This is a genomic window from Variovorax paradoxus (genome assembly GCF_009498455.1).
Taxonomy (GTDB): domain Bacteria; phylum Pseudomonadota; class Gammaproteobacteria; order Burkholderiales; family Burkholderiaceae_C; genus Variovorax; species Variovorax paradoxus_H.
Genome location: NZ_CP045644.1, coordinates 378,316 through 398,549 on the forward strand (window position 1 = coordinate 378,316; position 20,234 = coordinate 398,549).

Sequence of the window (20,234 nt, forward strand, 5' to 3'; positions counted from 1 at the left end):
TTGCTTTCGGCACCTTCACATTTATTGTGAATTAGGTCCTAGGTTCTCGCGGCCTTCGATTCATACAGTCGAAGCGTCACACATCCAGCGCGCCATCAGGCGCCATCTCAGGGAGCAGAGAGAACCATGGAACACGTCATCCAGCGCGTGGGGACCGGTGCGCGCGTCGCATGCGTCCACAAGAAGAAAACCCAAGGCATCGCGGGCGCCGTGCTCGCACTGGCCGCCAGCTTCGCGGGACCATCGGCCTGGGCCGACGTGAGCCTGGGCGGCACCAGCTACACGACCGGCTCGGGCGCGGTGTGCAGCTCCGGCAGCGCCGGCCCGACATGGGCCTGCCAGGTGCCCAACGGCAGCGGCGGCTTCGCGCTCATCACCGGCGTGCCGACCGATCCCGTGAACGGCGGCCCCGATGCCGCGGCCTTGCAGGGGATGGTGAACGGCAACCTCGGCGGCGACGCGCTGCTGCTCGGCGGCACTGCTGCCAAGGCCACCGGCTACGGCAGCGTGGCGGCGGGCTCCGACGCGCGCGCCACCGAAACCTACGCCACCGCCATCGGCTCCACCACCGTGGCCGCGGGCGTCAGCAGCACGGCCGTGGGCAACGTGGCCCAGGCCTTCGGCACCAACGCCACCGCCATCGGCGCCAACACCACCGCCGTGGCCACCAGCAGCCTCGCAGCAGGCGACCGCGCCACCGCGAGCGACATCAATTCGACCGCACTCGGCGCCAACACGCAGGCGCGCAAGAAGAGCAGCCTCGCGGCCGGCGATAAGGCGATTGCCGATGGCATCAACGCCGCCGCGCTCGGCGCGAACACGCAGGCACTGGCCGACAGCGCCGTCGCCGTGGGCGACCGCGCCACCGCGAACGCCGAATCGGCCGTGGCCGTGGGCCGGCAGAGCACGGCATCGGCCGCGTCCGCTGTGGCGATCGGCACCGGCGCGACGGCGAGCGCCGTCAACGGCGTGGCGCTGGGCGCCGGCGCCGTTGCCGACCGCGCGGGCATGAACGGCCAGAAGGAACGCTTCTCGAACATCGCCGTGGGCTCGACGCAGGGCGCGGTCTCGGTCGGCAGCGCGGGCGGCGAACGGCAGATCACCAACGTGGCGGGCGGCACGCAGGCGACCGACGCAGTCAACGTGCGCCAGCTGCAGGCGGTGCAGGCCGGCGCGGTCAACTACGTCACCAATGTCGACGGCAGCGTGAACCACAACCAGATCGTGCTGGGCAACGGCCAGGCGCCGAACGGCACCACCGTGTCGAACGTGGCGCCCGGCGTGGCCGGCACCGACGCGGTCAACGTCAACCAATTGAACGCGCAGGGTGCGCAATGGCGCGACGCCATCCGCCTGAACCAGCGCGACGCCAACGCCGGCACCGCCGGTGCGATGGCCATGGCGGGCATGCCGCAGGCCTACATGCCGGGCAAGAACATGCTCGCGGCGGGCGTGGCCGGCTACGAGGGCCAGAGCGCCGTCGCGCTGGGCTTCTCGAGCATCTCGGACAACGGCAAGTGGGTGATGAAGTTCACCGGCTCGGCCAACTCGCGCGGCAACGTCGGCGTGTCGGCCGGTGCGGGCTTCCAGTGGTGAGGCGCATGAATTTCCGCCCCATCGCCACGCTGTTGACCGTGCTGTCGCTCACCGGCTGCACCTCGTACGTGAGCCGCGGCATCGACAGCGACGGCAAGGCCACCGAACTCGTCTGGCCCGGCAGCGAGCAACAACAGACCTGGCAGACCGAAGGCAGCTTTCCGAACCGCGAGAACCTGCGCGCCATCGGCCCCGGCGCCACCAAGGACCAGCTCTACGCCCTCATCGGCCGCCCGCACTTCGACGAAGGCATGGCGGCCGTGCGCGAGTGGGACTACGTCTTTCACTTCCGCTCGGGCGGCGGCATGACCAGCTGCCGGTACAAGGTGATCTTCGACACGGCCTACAAGGCGCGCAGCTTCCACTGGAACCCTGCGATCTGCGCGGAACTGGCGAAGGGCTGACCGGTTGCTGGTCAGCAGCCCTGCGGCGGCGGCTCCGGCCGCCGCCACAGCCACGCCAGCACGACCGCCATCGACCCGATGCCCACGCCCGCGAGCCACGGCTTGTGCGCGGTGAACGCGATGACGACCGCGCAGAACGCCATCGCCGCGGTGGCGCTCCACTTGGCGCGGCGGCTCACCGTGCGGCCGTTTTCCCAGTTGCGCAGCAGCGGGCCGAAGAGCCGGTGATTCAGCAGCCAGCGATGCAGCCGCGGCGAGCTGCGCGCGGCGGCCCATGCCGCCATCAGCACGAAGACCGTGGTCGGCATGCCCGGCGCCACCACGCCGATGGCGGCCAGCACCAGGCACAGCGCGGCAAAGACCAGCAGCAGCCACCGCACGACGAGCGGCAACGGCCGGGGCTCCACGACAGCGGGCGGGTTCTGGGGGTCTTCGTCGGGCGTCACCGGACGATTGTCTTTCTTTCTCCTGCGCCGCTCGGACGCGCTTGATTCAGATCAACCGCGTGCCGCTTTCGGCTGCCGATACTGGACCTTTACACCCACCTGCAAAGTTCCGAAGACCATGGCCCACCTTGTATGGAAGACCGAACTCGATACGGGCATCCATGAGATCGACACGCAGCACCGGCGCATCGTGCAGTACATCAATGCGCTGGACGACGCCCGGCGCACCAACGACCGCAAGGTCGTGGGCCGGATCATCGAAGAGACCATCGACTACACCGCCTCGCACTTCGCGTTCGAGGAAGCCATGATCGAGGACGCGGGCTACCCCTTCTCGGGCCCGCACCGAAAGGTGCACGAGATCTTCGTGCGCCGCGTCACCGAATTCCGCGCACGCTTCGAATGCGGCGAGGAGGTGCTGGCCGAGCTGCACGACATGCTCTCGCGCTGGCTGTTCAATCACATCCGGCATGAGGACGGTGCGTATGTGGCGACCGTGAAAGCGCATCTGCGGACGACGGATTCATCGGCCGAAGTCCTCGTGCATGCGCAGGTCCGCCAGGCGGTGCAGCAAGGCGGCGCCGCGGGGCAGGTCAAGCTGGGGTGGATGCGGCGGTTGTTCGGGGGGTGAGTACGCCGCCAGGGCTGCGCGCAGCGCATCGAGACTCGCACTCCGGCAGCTTTGAAGAGCCGCCGCGCTACTCGTTCGACAAGACCAGGAGCGCGACTGCTTGCGCGCGTCCGACTCGCCGCAGCCGATGCGCAAGATAGCCCGGAAACTGAACGCAATCGCCTTTTTGCAGCTGGAAAGACTGCGTCCGAAAAATGAGCTCGACCGAACCTGAGACGATGAAAAGCATCTCCTGTCCCGCATGTCGTCCTTCGACTTCGTTCGCATCTTTTCCCGGATAGAACAGGAACGCCTCGAAGGACCCGACGGAGCCGCCGTGCAGAAGCGGAAGAAACCGGTGCGCGTCGTTCTTGTCGTCGGCGGCCTCCAGGTCCGCGGCTCGCGTGATCCGGATCTCCGATTCGTCCAGCGTCTCGCCAAGCAGGTGTCCCATCGTCGTGCCCAGCTCCTGAGCGAGCTGCGCCAACATGGCGATGGAAGGTGTCTTGACGTTGTTCTCGATGCGCGAAAGGTGCGCCTTGTCTACCCCGGTGGCCCGCGCGAGGCTGTCCACAGTCAAACCCTTGACCCGTCGCAGCTGGCGAACTCTGGCGCCTAGTTGGAGGCTACCGGTCGAGGAAGTCGATTCGTTCTGGTTCTTGGTCATCAATAAGTAGCCGGCGTACAACCCCAGCCGTTTCGTGTCAGTCCGCGATCTTAGGGTAAGTCCACATGTTGACCTTTTATGGCATCGATGCATACTACAGGTCAACAAGTTGACCAATTGAACACGGACTGCCCGAGGACCACATGGAAGAGAAAACCCTGACGCGTGCGCGCGTCGACATGGAAATTGCCAAGAAGCTCGTGCCTGTCAGACGCAGTGCCAGAGAGCGTCTGGTGTTGACCTGCCGGATGCTTGGTTCGCACGGCCACTGGTATGGAGGCCTGGCCGGGCAGCTCACGACGAAAGGGGAACGCGAGGGCACCTTCTGGACGCTGCGATTCGGCGTGGGAGCCGACGAGGCGACGCTGTCCGATCTCATCCTGGTGGACGAGCACCTGAACGTGCTGGAAGGCGACAGCCTCGCCAACCCGGCCGTTCGCTTTCACCTGTGGGTGTATCGCGCGCGACCGGATGTTCAAAGCATCGTGCACACCCATCCGCCGGCAGTGTCCGCGCTGTCGATGACCGGGCAAGCACTGAAGGTGGCGCAGATGGACGCCACGCCGTTCCATGAGAACTGCAGCTACCTGGCCGAGTGGCCGGGGTTGCCGATCGGCGATGACGAAGGCCACGCCATTGCGGGCGCCCTGGGTCCGAAGAACAAGGCGCTTCTGCTGGCGCATCACGGGCTTCTGACCGCGGGTGTCAGTCTTGAGGAGGCTGCTGTTCTGGCGATCTGGTTGGAACAGGCGGCGCAGGCCCAACTGCGCGCCGCTGCGGTTGGGCAGATCCGCGAGATCCGCCCCGAACTGGCGGCCGAGTCCCGCGACTTTCTGCTGAAGCCCGAAATCGTTGATCTCACGTTCCAGTACTTTGCCCGGCAAGTGCTGAGAGCGGATCCGACCTGCCTGTCCGCAACGCCCGCGGGTTGAGTCGGCGTTGTGCGTCGTCGCGACAGAGAACTGCTTCACACCGCATCGAGCTGGCGACGCCTCACGCAGCTTCGTGGTGACCTGAGCCGACCGCCGGCCACCGGTGGCGGCTGGGCCACGCTCGTTTCAAGCCACTGGCTCGGCCACCGCGCCAGGCTTCAGAGTTTTTTTGAAAGGGTATGTCATGGATTTTCAAGTTGTCATCTCGGGGGGCGGCCCCGCCGGCATGTGGCTGGCGTGCGAACTCAGACTCGCCAACGTTTCCACATTGATCATCGATCAGACCGCAGAGATCGATCCCAACTCCAGGGCGCTCACGATTCACCCGCGAACGATCGAGATCCTAGCTTCGCGCGGCGCACATGAACAACTGCTTGCCGAGGGCGCGCGCATTCCGACGGGCCATTTCGCGCTTCTGAACAGCAGGCTGAACTTCTCGGGACTGGATACGCCCTATCCCTTCACGCTGGCCATCTTCCAGGCACGCACGACGGCGCTGTTGCAGCAACGCGCGATCGAACTGGGCGCCGTCGTGCGGCGCGGCCATCGTTTCGTGGGACTCGAAGAACGTGCGTCCTCGGTCATCTCCACCATCGAAGGACCCGAGGGTTCGTACACGGTCGAATCGGACTACCTCGTGGGTTGCGATGGCACCCGCAGCACCGTTCGCGGCGCGGCCGGCATCGACTTCACTGGCACACAGGCCACCGTACTGGGATGGCTCGGAGACGTCGAGCTTCGCGATCCACCGCCCGAGCCCGTCCTCTACAAGTGGAGCCTGAACGGAATGGGGATGGTCGTCAGGCTGGCGGATGGTCGCTACCGCATCGTCGGGATCAATCCTCACGACATCCGCACGGACTGGCCGGGCGACTTCACCATTGAAGAGCTGAAGACGAATTCGATCGCCATCTTCGGAACGGATTTCGGTCTGCATTCGCCCTGCTGGTTGTCGCGTTACGGCAATACCAGCCGCCAGGCGACAACCTATCGAAAGGGCCGCGTCATCCTGGCTGGCGATGCGGCGCACCAGCACTTTCCTGCAGGAGGCGTCGGTCTGAACGTCGGCGTCCAGGACGCCATGAACCTGGGCTGGAAGCTTGCTGCGACTGTTCATGGCTGGGCACCGGGAGGGCTGCTCGACAGCTACCACGATGAACGCCACCCGGTCGGTCAGGACCTGCTCGAGCATACGCAGGCCCAGACCGCGCTCATGAGCGCGTTCACGGTCGAAGGCCAGGAACTGCGGTCCTTTCTCACCAAGCTGATGAAAGAGCGCCCCGAGATCGAGGTCTCACTGACCGAGCGGTTGACGGGACTTCATGTGGCGTATCCCTCGCCGCAGGGTCATCCGCTGGCAGGCACGCGTGCACCGGATCTGACATTCGTCGGAAGCGATGAGCACCTGTTTTCCATGATGCGCGAAGGCAAGTACATCCTGCTGGATCTTTCCCACGCCGACGATGCATCGCCCGTCCAGAACGCCCACGTCCGGAACGCCCATCCAAACAGGCATTGCCACCGCGGCGCGCTGTCGGGTGAACAGCGCAGCGCATGGTCGGCCGTCACCGCAGCGCTGATTCGACCGGACGGGTATGTGGCGTGGGCCTGCGAACAGACGGACCCTGCGAAGCTCGCTGGCGAACTCGATCGGGCGCTCAGCGCCACGCATCGCCTCACCGCGGCTCAGGCGCAAGGTGCCGCCAGGACCGAACCCGCGCAGCAAGTCTGACCAGGAGACGGCAATGTCTGCTCAGGCCACAGCCCAACCGCGCCCAGCCTCGCAAGGGCACATTCGAATCAGCAACCTCTCGAAGTCATTCGGCTCGACCAGCAGCGAGAGCGTGCTCGCCCTCGATTCGGTCGACTGCACGATCGAGAAGGGAAGCTTCGTGTCGATCGTCGGTCCCAGCGGGTGCGGCAAGACGACATTGCTGCGGATGGTGGCCGGCCTGATGCAGGCGACGCACGGCACCGTGTCGATCGATGGCCAGGTCGTCACTGGAACCCGGCGCGATGTCGGTGTCGTTTTCCAGAGCTCCATCCTCTTGCCTTGGAGGACAGTGATCGAGAACGTCCTCCTTCCGGCGGAGATTCTTCGCCTCGACATGCGAGCCTCCCGTCAACGGGCGATGGACTTGCTGCGGCTGGTCAAGTTGGAGGGGTTCGAGAACAAGCTGCCACGTCAACTGAGCGGCGGCATGCAGCAACGAGCGTCGATCGCCCGCGCCCTCCTTCATGACCCGAAGGTACTGCTCATGGACGAGCCGTTCGGAGCGCTGGACGCGCTGACCAGGGAAAAGATGAATCTTGAGCTGCAGCGCATCTGGATGGAGAGCGGCAAGACAGTCATCCTGATCACCCACTCCATACCGGAAGCCATCTTTCTGGGTGACAGCGTCTTCGTGATGACGCCGCGACCCGGTGCACTGAAGCGTGTCATCAAGGTCGATCTGCCCCGGCCGCGTGGCATGAGCGCGATGGGCGCGTCGGAATTCGTCCGTGTCTCTGACGAAATTCGCGAGATCTTTTCCCACAGCGGCAACTTCGATTGAACGACATGAACGCAACCACCACACCTTCAGGACGGGCCGTGCAACCGCACGCGAAACATCGAAGCCGAGTTCCATCGACTCGCCTTGCTTCGGTGGCCCTGTTTCTTGCGTTGGTCTTCACCTGGGAGTTCGGCGTCCGCTTCTTCGAGGTTCCGAAGTTCCTGTTGCCTCCATTGAGCGACGTTCTCTCCGCGATGTACAACGGGTTCGCCAAGTCACCCATGGCCAAGGATGGCTTCTGGTATCACACCTTCGTGACGTCGTGGGAAATCCTGATCGGCTTCTCGCTCGGAAGCCTGATTGGCCTGGCCCTGGCCATGGCCATCGCCGAGGTGGACTATCTGGAGCGGATGCTGCAGCCCTATATCGCTGCACTCCAGAGCCTTCCAAAGGTCGCAGTGGCTCCGATCATCGTCACCTGGATGGGTTTCGGCATGAGTTCGAAAGTCGCCATCGTTTGCCTGATCACGTTCTTTCCGGTGTTTGTCACCAGTCTGGCGGGGTTCAAGGCCATCGATGCAGATCGTGTCGATCTTCTGAGGTCACTTTCCGCCACGCGCTGGCAGATCTTCGTCAAGTGCAAGTTTCCAAGCGCACTCCCCTACATCTTCGCCGGCCTGGACATGGCCGCAGCCTTCTCCGTCGTTGGCGCCGTCGTGGGCGAATTCGTCGGCGCACAGGCAGGCCTGGGAGTGCTGATCCTTCAACTCGAAGGGCAGCTTGATACGGGGGGAAGTTTCGCCGTCTTCATTCTCCTGTCGGTCATCGGAATTGCCCTCACGGGAGCGATTCGGGCTGTTCGCAAAAGGGTCCTCGGCTGGATGCCGGCCGACGAATCTCGCAACGCGGTCAGCGCGTAACGCGCACGGTCATTTTTTCGACACGACTTTTCAACACGAGGATCAACACATGATTGACAGGCGCTTCTTCAACCTTGCGCTGGGTGGCCTTCTTTCAGTACCTTTCGCTCACGCCCAGAGCCGCCGCATCGTCAAGGTGGCGAACCCAAACTCGACGGTCGACGTCTCGCAGGCATTCGTCACCTGCGGTCGGGATCCTCGGCTCAAGTTCTACGAGTCCGAAGGGTTGGACATCGAGTACGTGAACATGAGCAGTCAGACGCAGGCAATGCTGTCCATCGCGACCGGCCAAGCCGATACCGGGGCCCTGGTTCCAGCGTTGTTCCTTCCCGCGATTGCGAAGGAGCCGGGACTTGGCCTGCTTGCCATCTACAACTGGCTCCCGCGCAACGCGAACGTCGTTGTGGTCGACCCCGACAGCCCCGTGCGCGCCATCAGCGACCTCGCCGGCAAAAGAATCGGCATCCGCAACCAAGGAGACGGCGGCATTGCTCAACTGCAACTGATGTTGACGGAGCTTGGCGTGTCCACGCAGAACATCGACTTCATTGCCGTGGGTGACGGCGGGCTGGCCGGATCAGCGCTCAAGCAGAAAAAGGTCGATGCCCTGGTGACCTACGACACTGCCGCCGGTCGGATCGAGGCCGTCGGATTTCCACTGCGTTACTTACCGCTGCCGCCGCAGTATGAGAAGTTGCCAGCAGGCTGGTTCGGATTCCGCAAGAAGGACCTGAAGGACGACCGAAAGACCGTGGTGGGCTTTTGCCGCGGGATGGCCAAGTCGTCTCTGTTCGCCACCACCAACCTGGCAGCCGCACTCGATCTCCATTGGTCGCTTTACCCTGAGTCCAAGCCGAAGTCGACGTCCCCGGAGGCAGTGCGCAAGGAGATGAAGACCATCCTGGCCCAACGGCGCATCAACTGGGTTCGCAGGCCTGACGACCCGGACCCGCGGATGGGTGCCTCCAGCGCCGGCCAATGGAGGGGAACGATCGCAAGCGTCGCCAAGAGCAGTGGCAATCCGCTGCTGCCGCAGCAGATCGGCGATCCCGCAAACATCTTCACCAACGAGTTGATCGACGAAATCAACGACTTCGACAAGGCGGCGGTCGTGCGCCAGGCCAAGTCGTTCAAGGCATGACTTCGCCCGCTCTTCGCGCGAGGTCCGTTCGCATTCTTCATTCTTGCAATCAACAGTCTCCAGGAGAAATCATGACGACTTCTACACTCAGCGCACCCGACCGCTCAGAGCCGTCGGCGGTGGATCGCGGCCTCGGCCTGCTCATCGGCGGGGAGCTTTCCCCAGGCGATCGCCGCATGGATGTGGTGAATCCGGCAACCGGCAAGGTGGGTGCGACGTGTCCGCGCGCATCTGCTGCGCAGTTCGAAGCGGCCATCGCTGCTGCGAAGGCGGCGTTTCCCGCATGGAGCGCGTCACCCATCGGCCAACGTCGGGCCCTGCTTCACGAGATTGCCGATGTCATTGAAGCCAACAGCACCGAGCTGGCCAACTTGCTGATGCTCGAGCAAGGCAAGCCCCTGGCAGATGCGCTCTTTGAAATCGGCGGGACGGCGGCGTTCTTCCGGCACACCGCAGACGCGACGTTCGAGCCTCGCACGCTGGAAGACAGTGAGCGACGTCGCGCGCAGCTGCATCGCAGGCCACTGGGCGTTGTTGCAGTCATTGTTCCCTGGAACTTTCCCATGCTGATCATGGCCTTCAAGGTTCCGCCCGCCCTCCTGACGGGCAATACGGTCGTCATCAAGCCCGCTGCGACGACGCCGTTGACCACGCTGCGCTTTGCGAACCTGGTCGCCGATGTCGTACCGGCAGGTGTGATCAATGTCGTCACCGACGCGAATGATCTCGGCGACATCCTTGCATCGCATCCTGATGTCGCGAAGGTTTCATTCACGGGCTCGACCGCCACGGGCCTCAAGGTGATGGCCAATGCCGCGAGGTCTCTGAAGCGCGTCACGTTGGAATTGGGCGGAAACGACCCGGGTATCGTTCTTGACGATGCAGATCCAGAAGCGATCGCGCAAGCCATCTATCGCGGCGCATTCTTCAACAGCGGTCAAGCCTGCATCGCGCTCAAGAGGCTGTACGTTCCCGATGCCATGTACGACCGCATGTGCCAGGCGCTCGTGAAAATTGCTGCAAGCACGGTAATAGGAAGCGGTGTCGAAGCAAGCACCGTCAGCCCGCTGCAGAACAGGACACAGTACGAGCGCGTGAAAGATCTCCTGGCTGAGGCGCGGGCCCAGGGCCGAATCATCGGGGGTGGCGACGTACCTGAAGGCGGGGGCTTTTTCATTCAGCCGACGATTGTTGATGCCAACCGTGACGACAGCCTTCGCGTGGTCAGCGAAGAGCAATTTGGCCCCATTCTTCCTGTGCTTCGCTACACAGACATCGAAGATGCCATCGAACGGGCGAATTCTGGAAGCTATGGTCTGGGCGCTTCGGTGTGGTCTCCCGACATCGCGCGGGCAGAGAAGGTGGCCATGCAGCTCGACGCGGGGACGGTCTGGATCAATCAGCACATCGATCTTGCGCCCCATATTCCACAGGCCGGGGCAAAGAAGTCCGGGTTTGGCGTGGAGCTTGGCGAGGAAGGTCTGCTTGAGTTCACGCAGCTCCAGGTCATCAACATCAACAAGCAGTGACGGTGCGTCCTGCTTTGTCAAACCATCGCAATCTGATCAGAAAGACAGAGGAATACACATGAGCAATGGAATTCGAGCCGTCAACCCCTCCAAGCTGCCGAAGCTTTCCACAGTGATGTCACATGCTGTCGTCGTCGAGCGTGCCGGACTTGTCTATACCTCCGGGCAACTGGCTTGGGATGAGAACGGCGACCTGGTGGAAGGAAACCTTAGCGAGCAGTTCAGGCGCGCGTACGAGAACATCGACATCGTTCTCGAAGAAGCGGGAACCTCCCGCGCCAATGTGATCAACGAGACCATCTACCTGGCCGGCTATTCTCCTGAGAATGTTGGCGAACTGATCGGTGCGATCACGGCGGCACGGCTGCCTGGCGCAACGCCACCCGCGAGCGTCGCCGTCGGTGTTCAGACGTTGTTTGCACCCGGTTTCCTGGTCGAAATTCAGGTGGTAGCGACCGTTTAACCTCTGGAGGCCATTTCACGGAAGCTGTGATTCCCTTCTGGTGTATCACTGCAATCGTGAAGTGCACCCGGCTCACCGGCGCGATGCGTCCCTTGCTGCGGCGGGGATGGACATCGACTTGGTCACTCACGCGCACCGCGAGGGCCATCTCGCCTGACTGATCTTCTATTTTTCGGTGAGAAATTCGAGCAAGGCGCGTAGCGCGGCGCTTTTGTGGTTGCGGTGTGGATAGGTCGCGTACAACCATATCGACTTCGGCATCGCGTCTTTCAGTACTGGCACCAGTGCGCCGGAACCAAGATGTGCTCGCGCGAGAACCTCCGGCACGCAAGTGACGCCCAGTCCCTTGACTGCGAGAGCGATCAGAGGCGCGGCATCGTCCGCTTCGATGCGACTGCGCACATCAACGTACTTCGTCTCTCCGTCCACGACAAACGAGAGTCGGGATGCGCAGTCCCAGAGGGAATGTGTCAGCACGTCATGCGCCGCAAGATCCTCTGGCCGAGAAGGAATTCCACGGCGTGCCCAGTACTTTGGTGAGGCGCACAGAACCATGGGAACGGGCTGGAGTTTTCGCACAATGAGCTCACGCTGCTCGATGGGGCCTATTCGCAAGGCGACGTCGATCCCTCCGACGATGAGGTCTTCCTCGCGATTGCTCAGATGCAGGCTCACATGAACATCGGGATACTGGGCAACAAAGTCGTCGATGTTCTTGCCGAGAACGCCCAACGAGAGCCCATGCGGTGCAGCAAGCCGAAGCCTGCCTTTGGGGTGTGTTGCGAACCCTGCGAGTTCGTCCCGCAACTCGGAGATCAGCTTGAATATCGGGTCGAGGCGCTCATAGAGCGTCGCCCCCGCATCCGTGACCGTCACGGATCGCGTCGAACGGTTGAGCAAGCGAACGCCGACATCCTCCTCGAGGTGAGCGATGCTCTTCGTCACGTTGGCCTTCGACACTCGCAGCGCGAAAGCTGCGCGGGTGAAGCTCTTGCGAGCAGCTACTTCCTTGAATACGCGCAGTTGATGAAGGTCACTCATTGACTGTGCCGAGAGGATCGATGAGATGGAGCGCTGGCATCTTGGATCGCCAGACTCCCTAACGATCAAGCAGCTTCTTGGCCTCGGTCGGAAATGACGCTTCTACGCAGATGCTGACCGGAAAGCCAAACGCTTTGCTCAGCCCTCGCACCACGGGTCCAAGCGCGAAGACCAACGACGGGGCTTCCACGATCAGGATGCTTCCCGCACAACGCCCCTTGAGCTCGCTGCGGTTCTGCTTCAGCCACAGCGCCAGCCTTCGTCGGTCCTCATGGTTGCCATTGGGCCCTGAGATCGGGAGGTCTCGCGTCAAGAACACGAACCTCTCGCCGCGAGCGATGAGTGCGTTGAGGTCAACTTCCCAGTCGCTGGCTGAAATATCCGAGGACATCCAGACCAAGGGGAACTGAGTGCTATCGATACGCATGAGGATCCATCCAACTAACGGCGATAGACTATTTTATCTAACGACGTTAGATTGATCAATCGTATCGCTGATGGCCTGGACGGTTTCTGCGTAAAGAGGCGGGCGTGCCCCATGGCCTGCGTGCGGGGCATAGATAACGTCGGAGCGGGTGGCACGCGTCCGACAAGCTAGAGCGTGGACTTGAACCCTGCGATGAAAAGGTCGATGCCGTCACTGAATCGGCTATCGAAGTCCTCGCTGAAAAATGTGTGGCGTGCTTCCCAGCAATGCGGATACTTGCTCTGCGCCAACTGAAAGAAGGCATCTTTTCGGACGGCCACATCCATGGTGCTGTCGATCCCCAGTGCTTGCTCTTCCATGACGAAACCAAGGATGAAATACAGCAAGCTCAGACTTGCATTGGCTGCACGATGCGCGCTCGCACCGGATCGAACAAAAGCGCCGATCAAGGCATCGCTGGTGCGCAAGACGTTGTCTGTCACCACGTAGGTCCCTGCGAACACGCGAGCCCCGTCTCTGTGAGCCAGCAAAGCCTGACGGAGCTCGCGCGCTATCAAGCGGGCTTGATCGTCCCACGGCTGCGTCGGAGAAATGTCGCGCGCAACCGTCTCGACCAGAGCGTCTGCCATCCCGTCGATCAGCGCCTGCTTGTTGGGGAAATGCCAATAGAGCGAGGGCGCTTGGATCTGCAACGCCAGCGCCAACTTTCGCAGAGTCAAGCCCTCTATTCCGTCTTCCGCAAGGAGGGCCAACGCTGAACTGATTACCTGATCTCGTTGAATTCGCATGGTGCTTGAATCGCTTGGCTAAAACTAACAAAGTTAGTTTTAGCATTCGAAAACTTGGATAGGTGCGAACAGTTGCGCGCCCCCGCGCGCCCTCACTCCACCGTCACGCTTTTAGCGAGATTCCGCGGCTTGTCCACGTCCGTCCCACGCGCACACGCCGTGTGATACGCCAGCAGCTGCAACGGCACCACGTGCAGCAGCGGCGACAGCGCGCCGTAGTGCTCGGGCATGCGGATCACATGCAGGCCTTCGCCGCTGGCGATCTGCGTGTCGCCGTCGGCCAGCACGTAGAGCACGCCGCCGCGGGCGCGCACTTCCTGCAGGTTGCTCTTGAGCTTTTCGAGCAGCGCGTCGTTCGGTGCCACGGCGACCACGGGCATCTCGCTCGTGACGAGTGCGAGCGGGCCGTGCTTGAGTTCGCCGGCGGCATACGCCTCGGCGTGGATGTAGGTCACTTCCTTGAGCTTGAGCGCGCCTTCGAGCGCGATCGGGTAGTGCAGGCCACGGCCGAGGAACAGCGCGTTGTCCTTGCGCGCAAAGTCTTCGGCCCAGCCGATGAGCTGCGGCTCGAGCGCGAGCACCGACTGCAGCGCGACGGGCAGGTGGCGCATTTCCTTCAGGTAGCGCGCTTCGTCGACGGCGCTCAGGCGGTCCTTGGCCTGTGCGATGGCGAGCGTCAGCAGGAACAGGCCCGCGAGCTGCGTGGTGAAGGCCTTGGTCGAGGCCACGCCGATTTCGACGCCGGCGCGCGTGATGTAGGCCAGCTTGCACTCGCGCACCATGGCGCTGGTGGCGACGTTGCAGATGGTCAGCGTCTGTTCCATGCCCAGCGAGCGCGCGTGCTTGAGCGCGGCCAGCGTGTCGGCGGTTTCGCCCGACTGGCTGATGGTGACGACCAGCGTCTTGGGGTCGGGCACGGAGTCGCGGTAGCGGTACTCGCTGGCGATCTCGACCTGCGTGGAAATCTTCGCGATGCTCTCGAGCCAGTACTTGGCGGTGCAGCCGCTGTAGTAGCTGGTACCGCAGGCCAGGATGAGGATCTTGTCGATGTCCTGGAACACGCGGTGCGCGCTGGCGCCGGTGGCGCCGTCCTGGCCGATGCCGTCGAACAGCTCGGGCACGATGCCTTCGACGCCTTCGAGCGTGTCGCCGATGGCGCGCGGCTGCTCGAAGATTTCCTTCTGCATGTAGTGGCGGTACGGGCCCAGCTCGGCCGCGCCGCTGTGGGCGTGCACGGTGCGCACGGTGCGCGTGACGGGCTTGTGGTTCTTGTCGACGATCCAGTACTTGCCCGGCTGCAGATCGACCACGTCGCCTTCTTCGAGGTACACGATCTGGTCGGTCACGCCGGCCAGCGCCATCGCGTCGCTGGCCAGGAAGTTCTCGGTGCCGTCCTTGCCCGCGCCGAGGATCAGCGGCGAGCCGGCGCGCGCGCCGATGACGCGCTGCGGTTCGTCGCGGCAGATGACGGCGATGGCGTAGGCGCCGTGCAGCTGCAGCACGGCGGCCTTGACGGCTTCGAACAGGTCGCCGTTGTAGAGGCTGTCGACGAGGTGGGCGATGACCTCGGTGTCGGTCTGGCTCTCGAACACGTAGCCCTTGGCTTCGAGCGCGGCGCGCAGCGGCTCGTGGTTCTCGATGATGCCGTTGTGCACGAGCGCGATGCGGCCCGGGCGCGCGGCGGGCGCATCGGCGCCGGGGCCGTGGCTGAAGTGGGGATGCGCGTTGTGCACGGCCGGTGCGCCGTGGGTGGCCCAGCGCGTGTGGGCGATGCCGGTGAGGCCTTCGATCTTGTCGTCGCGCACCTGAGTCAGCAGCTCGGCCACGCGCGAGGTGGTGCGCGCACGGCTCAGGCCGCCGGCATGCACCGCGACGCCGCAGGAGTCATAGCCGCGGTATTCGAGCCGCTGAAGGCCCTGGACCAGGACCGGAACGATGTCGCGATGGGAGGCTGCGCCGACGATGCCGCACATAGGGAGTACCTTGTCTTGAAGAACAGAAGGGCTCGATGGTAGGGAGCCATCGGGGAAATAAGGCGTCTAAATTCCCACAGTTTTGGAGTTTTATTTCATTCAAACCTATAGATGGAGTTTTATTCCATAATTCCAACCGATATGGAATCAATCTCCCTCGACGCGATCGACCTCAAGCTGCTCGACGCGCTCCAGCAGGACGCCTCGCAGACCAACCAGCGCCTGGCGGCCGAGGTGGGCATTTCGCCGCCGACCTGCCTGCGCCGCGTGCAGCGCCTGCGGCAGGAGGGACTCATCGAGCGCCAGGTCGCCCTGCTCTCGCCCGACCGCCTCGCCGCGGTGCTGGGCCACGGCCTGCAGGCGGTGGTGGAGATTTCGCTCGACCGGCAGGACGCCGCCGCGCTCGACGCCTTCGAGGCCCGCGTGATCGCGGACGATGCGGTGCAGCAGTGCTGGCGCGTGTCGCCGGGGCCCGATTTCGTGCTGGTGGTGGTGGCGCGCGACATGCCCGGCTACGGCGCGCTGACGCAGCGGCTGTTCACGGCCGACGCCAACGTGCGCAATGTGAAGGCGTTCTTCAGCCTGAAGCGCGCGAAGTTCGGGGCCCGCGTGCCGCTGGGCTGACGCGGGCTCCAGGCGCGATCAGCGCTCGCTCGCCGCAGCGCGCAGCGCTTCGAGAAATTCGCGCCGCCACCAGTGGATGTCCTGCGCCCGGATGCGCGACAGCAGCTTCTGGTGCCGTTCGCGCCGCTCTTCCAGCGGCATCTGCAGCGCCTGCTGCACCGTCTCGGCGGTGCCGTGCGTGTCGTACGGATTCACGAGCAACGCTTCCTTCAGCTGCTCGGCCGCACCGGCAAAACGCGACAGCACCAGCACGCCGGGGTCGGCCGGGTCTTGCGCCGCGATGTATTCCTTGGCGACGAGGTTCATGCCGTCGCGCAGCGGCGTGACCAGCCCCACGGCCGCCGCGCGGCACAGCCCCGGCACCCGCTTGCGCGCCACCATGCGGTGGATGTAGCGCACCGGCATCCAGTCGAGCTCGCCGTAGTCGCCGTTGATGGCGCCGCACAGCGATTCGAGTTCGCGGCGGATGTCGCCGTACGCATCGACCGTCTCGCGCGTGGGCGAGGCGATCTGGATCAGCGTGGCGCTGCGCCGGTTCTCGGGGTAGTGGGCCAGCAGCTCGCGGAAGGCGCGCACGCGCTGCGGGATGCCTTTCGAGTAATCGAGCCGGTCGATGCCCAGCAGGAGCCGGCGGCTGGAGTACTCGCGCTTCATGGTCTCGTACATGTCGCGCGATTCCTTGGCGTGCGTGAGCGCCGCGAACTCGTCCACGTCGATGCCGATCGGAAAGGCCGCTGCGCGCACGGTGTTGCCGTAGGCGCGGAACAGGTCGCCGCCCAGCGCTTCGCCGTGCGCCTCGTTGTGCACGTAGTGCGCGAAGTGCTGCACGTCCTGCTCGGCCTGGAAGCCGATCAGGTCGTACGAGAACAGCGAGCGCATCAGCCACTCGTGCTGCGGAATGGCCGCCATGATGATCTGCGGCGGCAGCGGGATGTGCAGGAAGAAACCGATGCGCTGCTTGCAGCCCATGGCGCGCAGCTCGGCCGCGAGCGGGATCAGGTGGTAGTCGTGCACCCAGAGGATGTCGTCCTCGCGCAGCAGCGGCAGCAGCTTGCGCGCAAAGAGCTGGTTCACGCGCCGGTAGCCGCCGATGAAGCCGGCCTCGAAGTGCGCCAGGTCGAGCCGGTCGTGGAACACCGGCCACAGCACGTCGTTGCTGTAGCCCAGGTAGTAGCTGTCGTGGTCGTCGCGGCTCAGGTCGATGGTGGCAAGCGTGACCTTGCCGGCCTGCTGCGTGTGCAGTTCGCCTTCGCCCGTGGGGCCGCCTTCGACGATCTGCCCGCTCCAGCCGAACCACAGGCCGCCGCTCTGTTGCAGGCTTTCGCCCAGCGCCACGGCCAGGCCACCGGCAGCGGGCTTGCGTGGGTCGGCCACGCGGTTCGAGATGACGACGAGGCGGCTCATATGCACGAATCCCAGGGAGCGGATAAACGCACGGCCGCATTGATGATGCCGACCATCGAATAGGTCTGCGGAAAGTTGCCCCACATCTCGCCCGTGACCGGGTGCGTGTCTTCCGACAGCAGGCCCAGCGGATTGCGCGCGGCGAGCATGGTTTCGAAGATCTGCCGCGCCTCGGCCTTGCGGCCGATCTTGGCCAGCGCGTCGATGCGCCAGAAGGTGCAGATGTTGAAGGCGGTCTCGGGCTTGCCGAAGTCGTCGGCGGCTTCGTAGCGGCGCATGTAGGGGCCGTCGCAGAGCGACTTTTCCATCGCGTCGACGGTCGAGATGAAGCGCGGATCGCGCGCATCGATCAGGCCCACCTCGACCATCAGCAGGATGCTGGCGTCGAGCTCGTTGCCGCCGAAGCTCTCGGCAAAGGCCTGGCGCTCCTCGCTCCACGACTTGGCCAGAATTTCTTCCTTCATGCGCGCCGCATGGCCGTGCCAGTAGGCGGCACGTTCGGGCAGCTCCAGCGTGCGCGCGATCTTGGCGAGCCGGTCGCAGGCGGCCCAGCTCATGAGCGCCGAGCTGGTGTGCACGCGGGCGCGCGTGCGCAGCTCCCACATGCCGGCGTCGGGCGTGCCGTACACGCGCACCGCCTTTTCGCCGACCGCCTCGAGGTGCGGAAACTCCGCCACGCCCGCGCGGCTCAAAAGCCGATGGTCATGAAAAGCCTGCGCCGCGCCGAGCACGATGTTGCCGTACACGTCGTGCTGGAAGTGCTCCTGCGCCTGGTTGCCCACGCGCACCGGGCCCATGCCGCGGTAGCCGGGCAGGCCGTCGACAAAAGACTCGGGCAGCTCGCGCTCCAGCCCGATGCCGTACAGCGGCTGGATGTGCTCGCCGTGCGAGCCGATCACCACGTTGCCGAGCCAGCGCAGGTAGTCTTCCATCGTGCCCACCTCGCTCAGCGAGTTGAGCGCACGCACCACGAAGAAGGCGTCGCGCAGCCAGCAGTAGCGGTAGTCCCAGTTGCGCTGGCTGCCCGGCGCCTCGGGGATGCTGGTGGTCATGGCGGCGACGATGGCGCCGGTGTCCTCGTACAGCGAGAGCTTGAGCGTGATGGCCGCGCGGATCACCGCGTCCTGGTACTCGAAAGGAATGGCCAGGCGCTTGCTCCAGGTGCGCCAGTAGGCGATGGTTTCCTGCTCGAACTTGCGCGCGGTGTCGGCGATGCCTTCGAGCAGCGTCTCGTCCACGCCGAACATGAAGTTGTACTCGCGCGAGATCACGAAAGGCTGGCGCGACAGGATGTGCGAAATCGACGCGTCGGTGTTGAGCCGCAAGGTCACGTCGGGCCCGACGTAGCGGATGTGGTTGCTGCCGCGCGTGACCTCGGTGGGCTCCGAGGCGCCCCACTGGAAGCGCGGGTCGAGCGCCACACGGATGCGCGGCGCGCCGGCAATGGGGCGCACGCGGCGCACCATCATGAGCGGGCGGAAGTAGCGCGAGCGGCTGTAGAAGCGCGGCGCGAAGTCGGTGATCTCGATGCCCTGCCCCGCGCTGTCGAACAGCTGCGTGCGCAGCACGGCGGTATTGGGTTCGTACCACTGCTTGCTGGAAGCGAAGTCCTCGATCTCGATGGCCCAGGCGCCGGCTTCCTCGCCGGGGTGCAGCAGCGCGTTGAAGACCGGGTCGCCGTCGAAGCGCGGCAGGCAGCACCACACGGCGCGGGCGCGCGCATCGATGAGCGCGCTGTAGGCGCAGTTGCCGATCACGCCGACATTGAGCGAGGGCTCGGCCGGCGGCGCGAAGCCGCGCGGCGGGGTGGCGGCCACCTGCGCCGCAACTTTCGCGACGTCCGCGGGCGCCGTGTCGTCGGGGCCCGCCGCGCCGGCCAGTGCGTCGCCCGCGCGGTCCTCCGGGGCCTCCGGCAGTTGGTGTTCGCTCATGCAGGCTTCCTCGGTGATGCTTCTGGGGTGTTGTCAGGTGCGGCCAGCAGGTCGCGTGCCTGCACCAGCCACTCGTAGACCGCGCGCGGCGATTCGAGCCGGTGCAGCGCCAGGCTGGGCCCGGCGCCGACCTTGATCGCGACACCGCCGCGCGGCTGCACGACGGCGAAGCCGCTCTCGTCGGTGGTGTCGTCGCCCGCGAAGACCGGCGTGCGGCCCACGAAGGGCGCTTCGTTCATGAAGGCTTCGATGGCGATGCCCTTGTTGACGCCCGAAGGCTTCACCTCGAACACGAACTTGCCGTGCAGCAGTTCGAGCTGCGGATGGCCTTCGATGGCGCGCGTCATCGCGTCGCGGCACACGGCCTCGAGCTGCGGCGCGAGCCGGTAGTGCAGCGCGATGGCGGCGTGCTTGCGCTCCACCAGCAGGCCTTCGTGGATGCGCGCGAGTTCGTTGGCGATGTCCAGGATGGGCACGAGGTCGGGCGGGCGTTGCTCCTGCATGCCGCCCTTCGCGTCGCGGCGCTGCACGCCGTGCTCGCCCGCGGCGGGCAGCCGCAGCGGCGCCAGAAAGCGGTCGATGGCGTCGATCTGGCGACCCGACACCACGGCGAGCGCGCCACCGAGCAGGTCGCGCAGGTCGCTCAACAGGGGCACGAGGGCGGGCGGCACCTCGATGGCTTCAGGCGTGGCGGCAAGGCCGACCAGCGTGCCGTCGAAGTCGAGAAAAAGGGCGGCGTCCCGGCCCGGCGGAGGAGGCAACTGTGCGTTGCTGCTGGAGGACTTTGGCATTGGGAAAAACCATAGCACGGCTCGCACGCGGCGCGTGTCGGCCAAAGTCCCG

The 20,234-nt window shown here is 64.6% G+C and carries 20 protein-coding genes; 11 read left to right on the forward strand and 9 right to left on the reverse strand.

The annotated features are described in order from the left end of the window. Positions 1 to 126 precede the first annotated feature (126 nt). Together GFK26_RS01645 and GFK26_RS01650 are read left to right on the forward strand one after the other, a co-directional pair. On the forward strand, positions 127 to 1,596 hold the full coding sequence (locus GFK26_RS01645; protein ID WP_153280569.1) for a YadA family autotransporter adhesin: 1,470 nt from the start codon (positions 127 to 129) through the stop codon (positions 1,594 to 1,596). 5 nt (positions 1,597 to 1,601) lie between these two features. Next, positions 1,602 to 2,000: an outer membrane protein assembly factor BamE gene (locus tag GFK26_RS01650; protein WP_228121869.1), complete on the forward strand. Its 399-nt coding sequence runs from the start codon at positions 1,602 to 1,604 to the stop codon at positions 1,998 to 2,000. An 11-nt stretch (positions 2,001 to 2,011) separates the two neighbouring features. On the opposite strand, the gene GFK26_RS01655 is transcribed toward GFK26_RS01650, so the two are convergent. Further along, positions 2,012 to 2,446: a YbaN family protein gene (locus GFK26_RS01655; RefSeq protein ID WP_153280570.1), complete on the reverse strand. Its 435-nt coding sequence runs from the start codon at positions 2,444 to 2,446 to the stop codon at positions 2,012 to 2,014. A 118-nt stretch (positions 2,447 to 2,564) separates the two neighbouring features. On the opposite strand from GFK26_RS01655, the gene GFK26_RS01660 reads away from it, so the two are divergent. Further along, positions 2,565 to 3,077, forward strand: a complete 513-nt coding sequence (locus GFK26_RS01660; RefSeq protein ID WP_153280571.1) for a bacteriohemerythrin — start codon at positions 2,565 to 2,567, stop codon at positions 3,075 to 3,077. A 67-nt stretch (positions 3,078 to 3,144) separates the two neighbouring features. Here the strand turns inward: GFK26_RS01660 and GFK26_RS01665 are convergent, their stop codons facing one another. Next, positions 3,145 to 3,723, reverse strand: a complete 579-nt coding sequence (locus tag GFK26_RS01665) for a helix-turn-helix domain-containing protein (RefSeq protein ID WP_194274004.1) — start codon at positions 3,721 to 3,723, stop codon at positions 3,145 to 3,147. A gap of 143 nt (positions 3,724 to 3,866) precedes the next feature. Between GFK26_RS01665 and GFK26_RS01670 the strand changes: the two genes are divergently transcribed. The 7 genes from GFK26_RS01670 to GFK26_RS01700 all read left to right on the forward strand — a co-directional run bounded on the left by GFK26_RS01670 (position 3,867) and on the right by GFK26_RS01700 (position 11,203). Beyond that, positions 3,867 to 4,655: an aldolase gene (locus GFK26_RS01670; protein ID WP_153280573.1), complete on the forward strand. Its 789-nt coding sequence runs from the start codon at positions 3,867 to 3,869 to the stop codon at positions 4,653 to 4,655. Positions 4,656 to 4,839: 184 nt separating this feature from the next. Beyond that, on the forward strand, positions 4,840 to 6,387 hold the full coding sequence (locus GFK26_RS01675; protein ID WP_153280574.1) for an FAD-dependent monooxygenase: 1,548 nt from the start codon (positions 4,840 to 4,842) through the stop codon (positions 6,385 to 6,387). A gap of 13 nt (positions 6,388 to 6,400) precedes the next feature. Then, the gene (locus GFK26_RS01680) at positions 6,401 to 7,210 is read left to right on the forward strand and encodes an ABC transporter ATP-binding protein (RefSeq protein WP_153280575.1); all 810 of its coding nucleotides are present in this window, start codon (positions 6,401 to 6,403) and stop codon (positions 7,208 to 7,210) included. Between the two features lie 5 nt (positions 7,211 to 7,215). Next, positions 7,216 to 8,070: an ABC transporter permease gene (locus GFK26_RS01685; RefSeq protein ID WP_153280576.1), complete on the forward strand. Its 855-nt coding sequence runs from the start codon at positions 7,216 to 7,218 to the stop codon at positions 8,068 to 8,070. Positions 8,071 to 8,119: 49 nt separating this feature from the next. Continuing rightward, complete coding sequence (locus GFK26_RS01690) at positions 8,120 to 9,211, forward strand: ABC transporter substrate-binding protein (RefSeq protein ID WP_153280577.1); 1,092 nt, start codon at positions 8,120 to 8,122, stop codon at positions 9,209 to 9,211. A 71-nt stretch (positions 9,212 to 9,282) separates the two neighbouring features. Continuing rightward, positions 9,283 to 10,740: an aldehyde dehydrogenase family protein gene (locus tag GFK26_RS01695; RefSeq protein WP_153280578.1), complete on the forward strand. Its 1,458-nt coding sequence runs from the start codon at positions 9,283 to 9,285 to the stop codon at positions 10,738 to 10,740. 58 nt (positions 10,741 to 10,798) lie between these two features. Then, positions 10,799 to 11,203, forward strand: a complete 405-nt coding sequence (locus GFK26_RS01700) for a RidA family protein (protein ID WP_153280579.1) — start codon at positions 10,799 to 10,801, stop codon at positions 11,201 to 11,203. 165 nt (positions 11,204 to 11,368) lie between these two features. Here the strand turns inward: GFK26_RS01700 and GFK26_RS01705 are convergent, their stop codons facing one another. From GFK26_RS01705 to glmS, 4 genes are all read right to left on the reverse strand, one after another. Beyond that, positions 11,369 to 12,244, reverse strand: coding sequence for a LysR family transcriptional regulator (locus tag GFK26_RS01705; RefSeq protein WP_153280580.1), 876 nt, complete (start codon positions 12,242 to 12,244; stop codon positions 11,369 to 11,371). Positions 12,245 to 12,302: 58 nt separating this feature from the next. Then, positions 12,303 to 12,671 (reverse strand): hypothetical protein, encoded by a 369-nt coding sequence (locus GFK26_RS01710; protein ID WP_153280581.1) that lies wholly within the window; start codon positions 12,669 to 12,671, stop codon positions 12,303 to 12,305. A gap of 167 nt (positions 12,672 to 12,838) precedes the next feature. Then, positions 12,839 to 13,459, reverse strand: coding sequence for a TetR/AcrR family transcriptional regulator C-terminal domain-containing protein (locus tag GFK26_RS01715; protein ID WP_153280582.1), 621 nt, complete (start codon positions 13,457 to 13,459; stop codon positions 12,839 to 12,841). A 92-nt stretch (positions 13,460 to 13,551) separates the two neighbouring features. Continuing rightward, complete coding sequence (gene glmS / locus GFK26_RS01720; RefSeq protein ID WP_099795146.1) at positions 13,552 to 15,432, reverse strand: glutamine--fructose-6-phosphate transaminase (isomerizing); 1,881 nt, start codon at positions 15,430 to 15,432, stop codon at positions 13,552 to 13,554. Positions 15,433 to 15,573: 141 nt separating this feature from the next. Here glmS and GFK26_RS01725 point away from each other — a divergent pair, with 141 nt between their 5' ends. Then, entirely contained in the window at positions 15,574 to 16,056 is a 483-nt protein-coding gene (locus tag GFK26_RS01725) for an Lrp/AsnC family transcriptional regulator (protein ID WP_153280583.1), read from the forward strand. Between the two features lie 18 nt (positions 16,057 to 16,074). Here the strand turns inward: GFK26_RS01725 and otsA are convergent, their stop codons facing one another. From otsA to otsB, 3 genes are read right to left on the reverse strand one after another with little or no spacing between them, the layout of a single operon-like run. Beyond that, positions 16,075 to 17,460: an alpha,alpha-trehalose-phosphate synthase (UDP-forming) gene (gene otsA, locus GFK26_RS01730; protein ID WP_153280584.1), complete on the reverse strand. Its 1,386-nt coding sequence runs from the start codon at positions 17,458 to 17,460 to the stop codon at positions 16,075 to 16,077. Further along, positions 17,457 to 19,391 carry a glycoside hydrolase family 15 protein gene (locus tag GFK26_RS01735; RefSeq protein ID WP_153280585.1) on the reverse strand — a complete coding sequence of 645 codons (1,935 nt, stop codon included), beginning with the start codon at positions 19,389 to 19,391 and terminating at the stop codon, positions 17,457 to 17,459. Before GFK26_RS01735 ends, otsA begins: the two co-directional genes overlap by 4 nt. Next, positions 19,388 to 20,182: a trehalose-phosphatase gene (otsB, locus tag GFK26_RS01740; RefSeq protein ID WP_153280586.1), complete on the reverse strand. Its 795-nt coding sequence runs from the start codon at positions 20,180 to 20,182 to the stop codon at positions 19,388 to 19,390. The genes GFK26_RS01735 and otsB overlap by 4 nt, the downstream gene beginning before the upstream one ends. Between the last annotated feature and the right edge of the window lie 52 nt (positions 20,183 to 20,234).

Bases quoted from the DNA above. Each gene is read 5' to 3' on its own strand.
- GFK26_RS01715 (WP_153280582.1), bottom strand. From the start codon at position 13,459: ATGCGAATTCAACGAGATCAGGTAATCAGTTCAGCGTTGGCCCTCCTT.
- GFK26_RS01665 (WP_194274004.1), bottom strand. From the start codon at position 3,723: ATGACCAAGAACCAGAACGAATCGACTTCCTCGACCGGTAGCCTCCAA.
- GFK26_RS01705 (WP_153280580.1), bottom strand. From the start codon at position 12,244: ATGAGTGACCTTCATCAACTGCGCGTATTCAAGGAAGTAGCTGCTCGC.
- GFK26_RS01660 (WP_153280571.1), top strand. From the start codon at position 2,565: ATGGCCCACCTTGTATGGAAGACCGAACTCGATACGGGCATCCATGAG.
- GFK26_RS01680 (WP_153280575.1), top strand. From the start codon at position 6,401: ATGTCTGCTCAGGCCACAGCCCAACCGCGCCCAGCCTCGCAAGGGCAC.
- GFK26_RS01690 (WP_153280577.1), top strand. From the start codon at position 8,120: ATGATTGACAGGCGCTTCTTCAACCTTGCGCTGGGTGGCCTTCTTTCA.
- otsA (WP_153280584.1), bottom strand. From the start codon at position 17,460: ATGAGCCGCCTCGTCGTCATCTCGAACCGCGTGGCCGACCCACGCAAG.
- GFK26_RS01650 (WP_228121869.1), top strand. From the start codon at position 1,602: ATGAATTTCCGCCCCATCGCCACGCTGTTGACCGTGCTGTCGCTCACC.
- GFK26_RS01710 (WP_153280581.1), bottom strand. From the start codon at position 12,671: ATGCGTATCGATAGCACTCAGTTCCCCTTGGTCTGGATGTCCTCGGAT.
- GFK26_RS01725 (WP_153280583.1), top strand. From the start codon at position 15,574: ATGGAATCAATCTCCCTCGACGCGATCGACCTCAAGCTGCTCGACGCG.
- GFK26_RS01700 (WP_153280579.1), top strand. From the start codon at position 10,799: ATGAGCAATGGAATTCGAGCCGTCAACCCCTCCAAGCTGCCGAAGCTT.
- GFK26_RS01645 (WP_153280569.1), top strand. From the start codon at position 127: ATGGAACACGTCATCCAGCGCGTGGGGACCGGTGCGCGCGTCGCATGC.
- GFK26_RS01735 (WP_153280585.1), bottom strand. From the start codon at position 19,391: ATGAGCGAACACCAACTGCCGGAGGCCCCGGAGGACCGCGCGGGCGAC.
- GFK26_RS01695 (WP_153280578.1), top strand. From the start codon at position 9,283: ATGACGACTTCTACACTCAGCGCACCCGACCGCTCAGAGCCGTCGGCG.
- GFK26_RS01685 (WP_153280576.1), top strand. From the start codon at position 7,216: ATGAACGCAACCACCACACCTTCAGGACGGGCCGTGCAACCGCACGCG.
- glmS (WP_099795146.1), bottom strand. From the start codon at position 15,432: ATGTGCGGCATCGTCGGCGCAGCCTCCCATCGCGACATCGTTCCGGTC.
- GFK26_RS01675 (WP_153280574.1), top strand. From the start codon at position 4,840: ATGGATTTTCAAGTTGTCATCTCGGGGGGCGGCCCCGCCGGCATGTGG.
- otsB (WP_153280586.1), bottom strand. From the start codon at position 20,182: ATGCCAAAGTCCTCCAGCAGCAACGCACAGTTGCCTCCTCCGCCGGGC.
- GFK26_RS01670 (WP_153280573.1), top strand. From the start codon at position 3,867: ATGGAAGAGAAAACCCTGACGCGTGCGCGCGTCGACATGGAAATTGCC.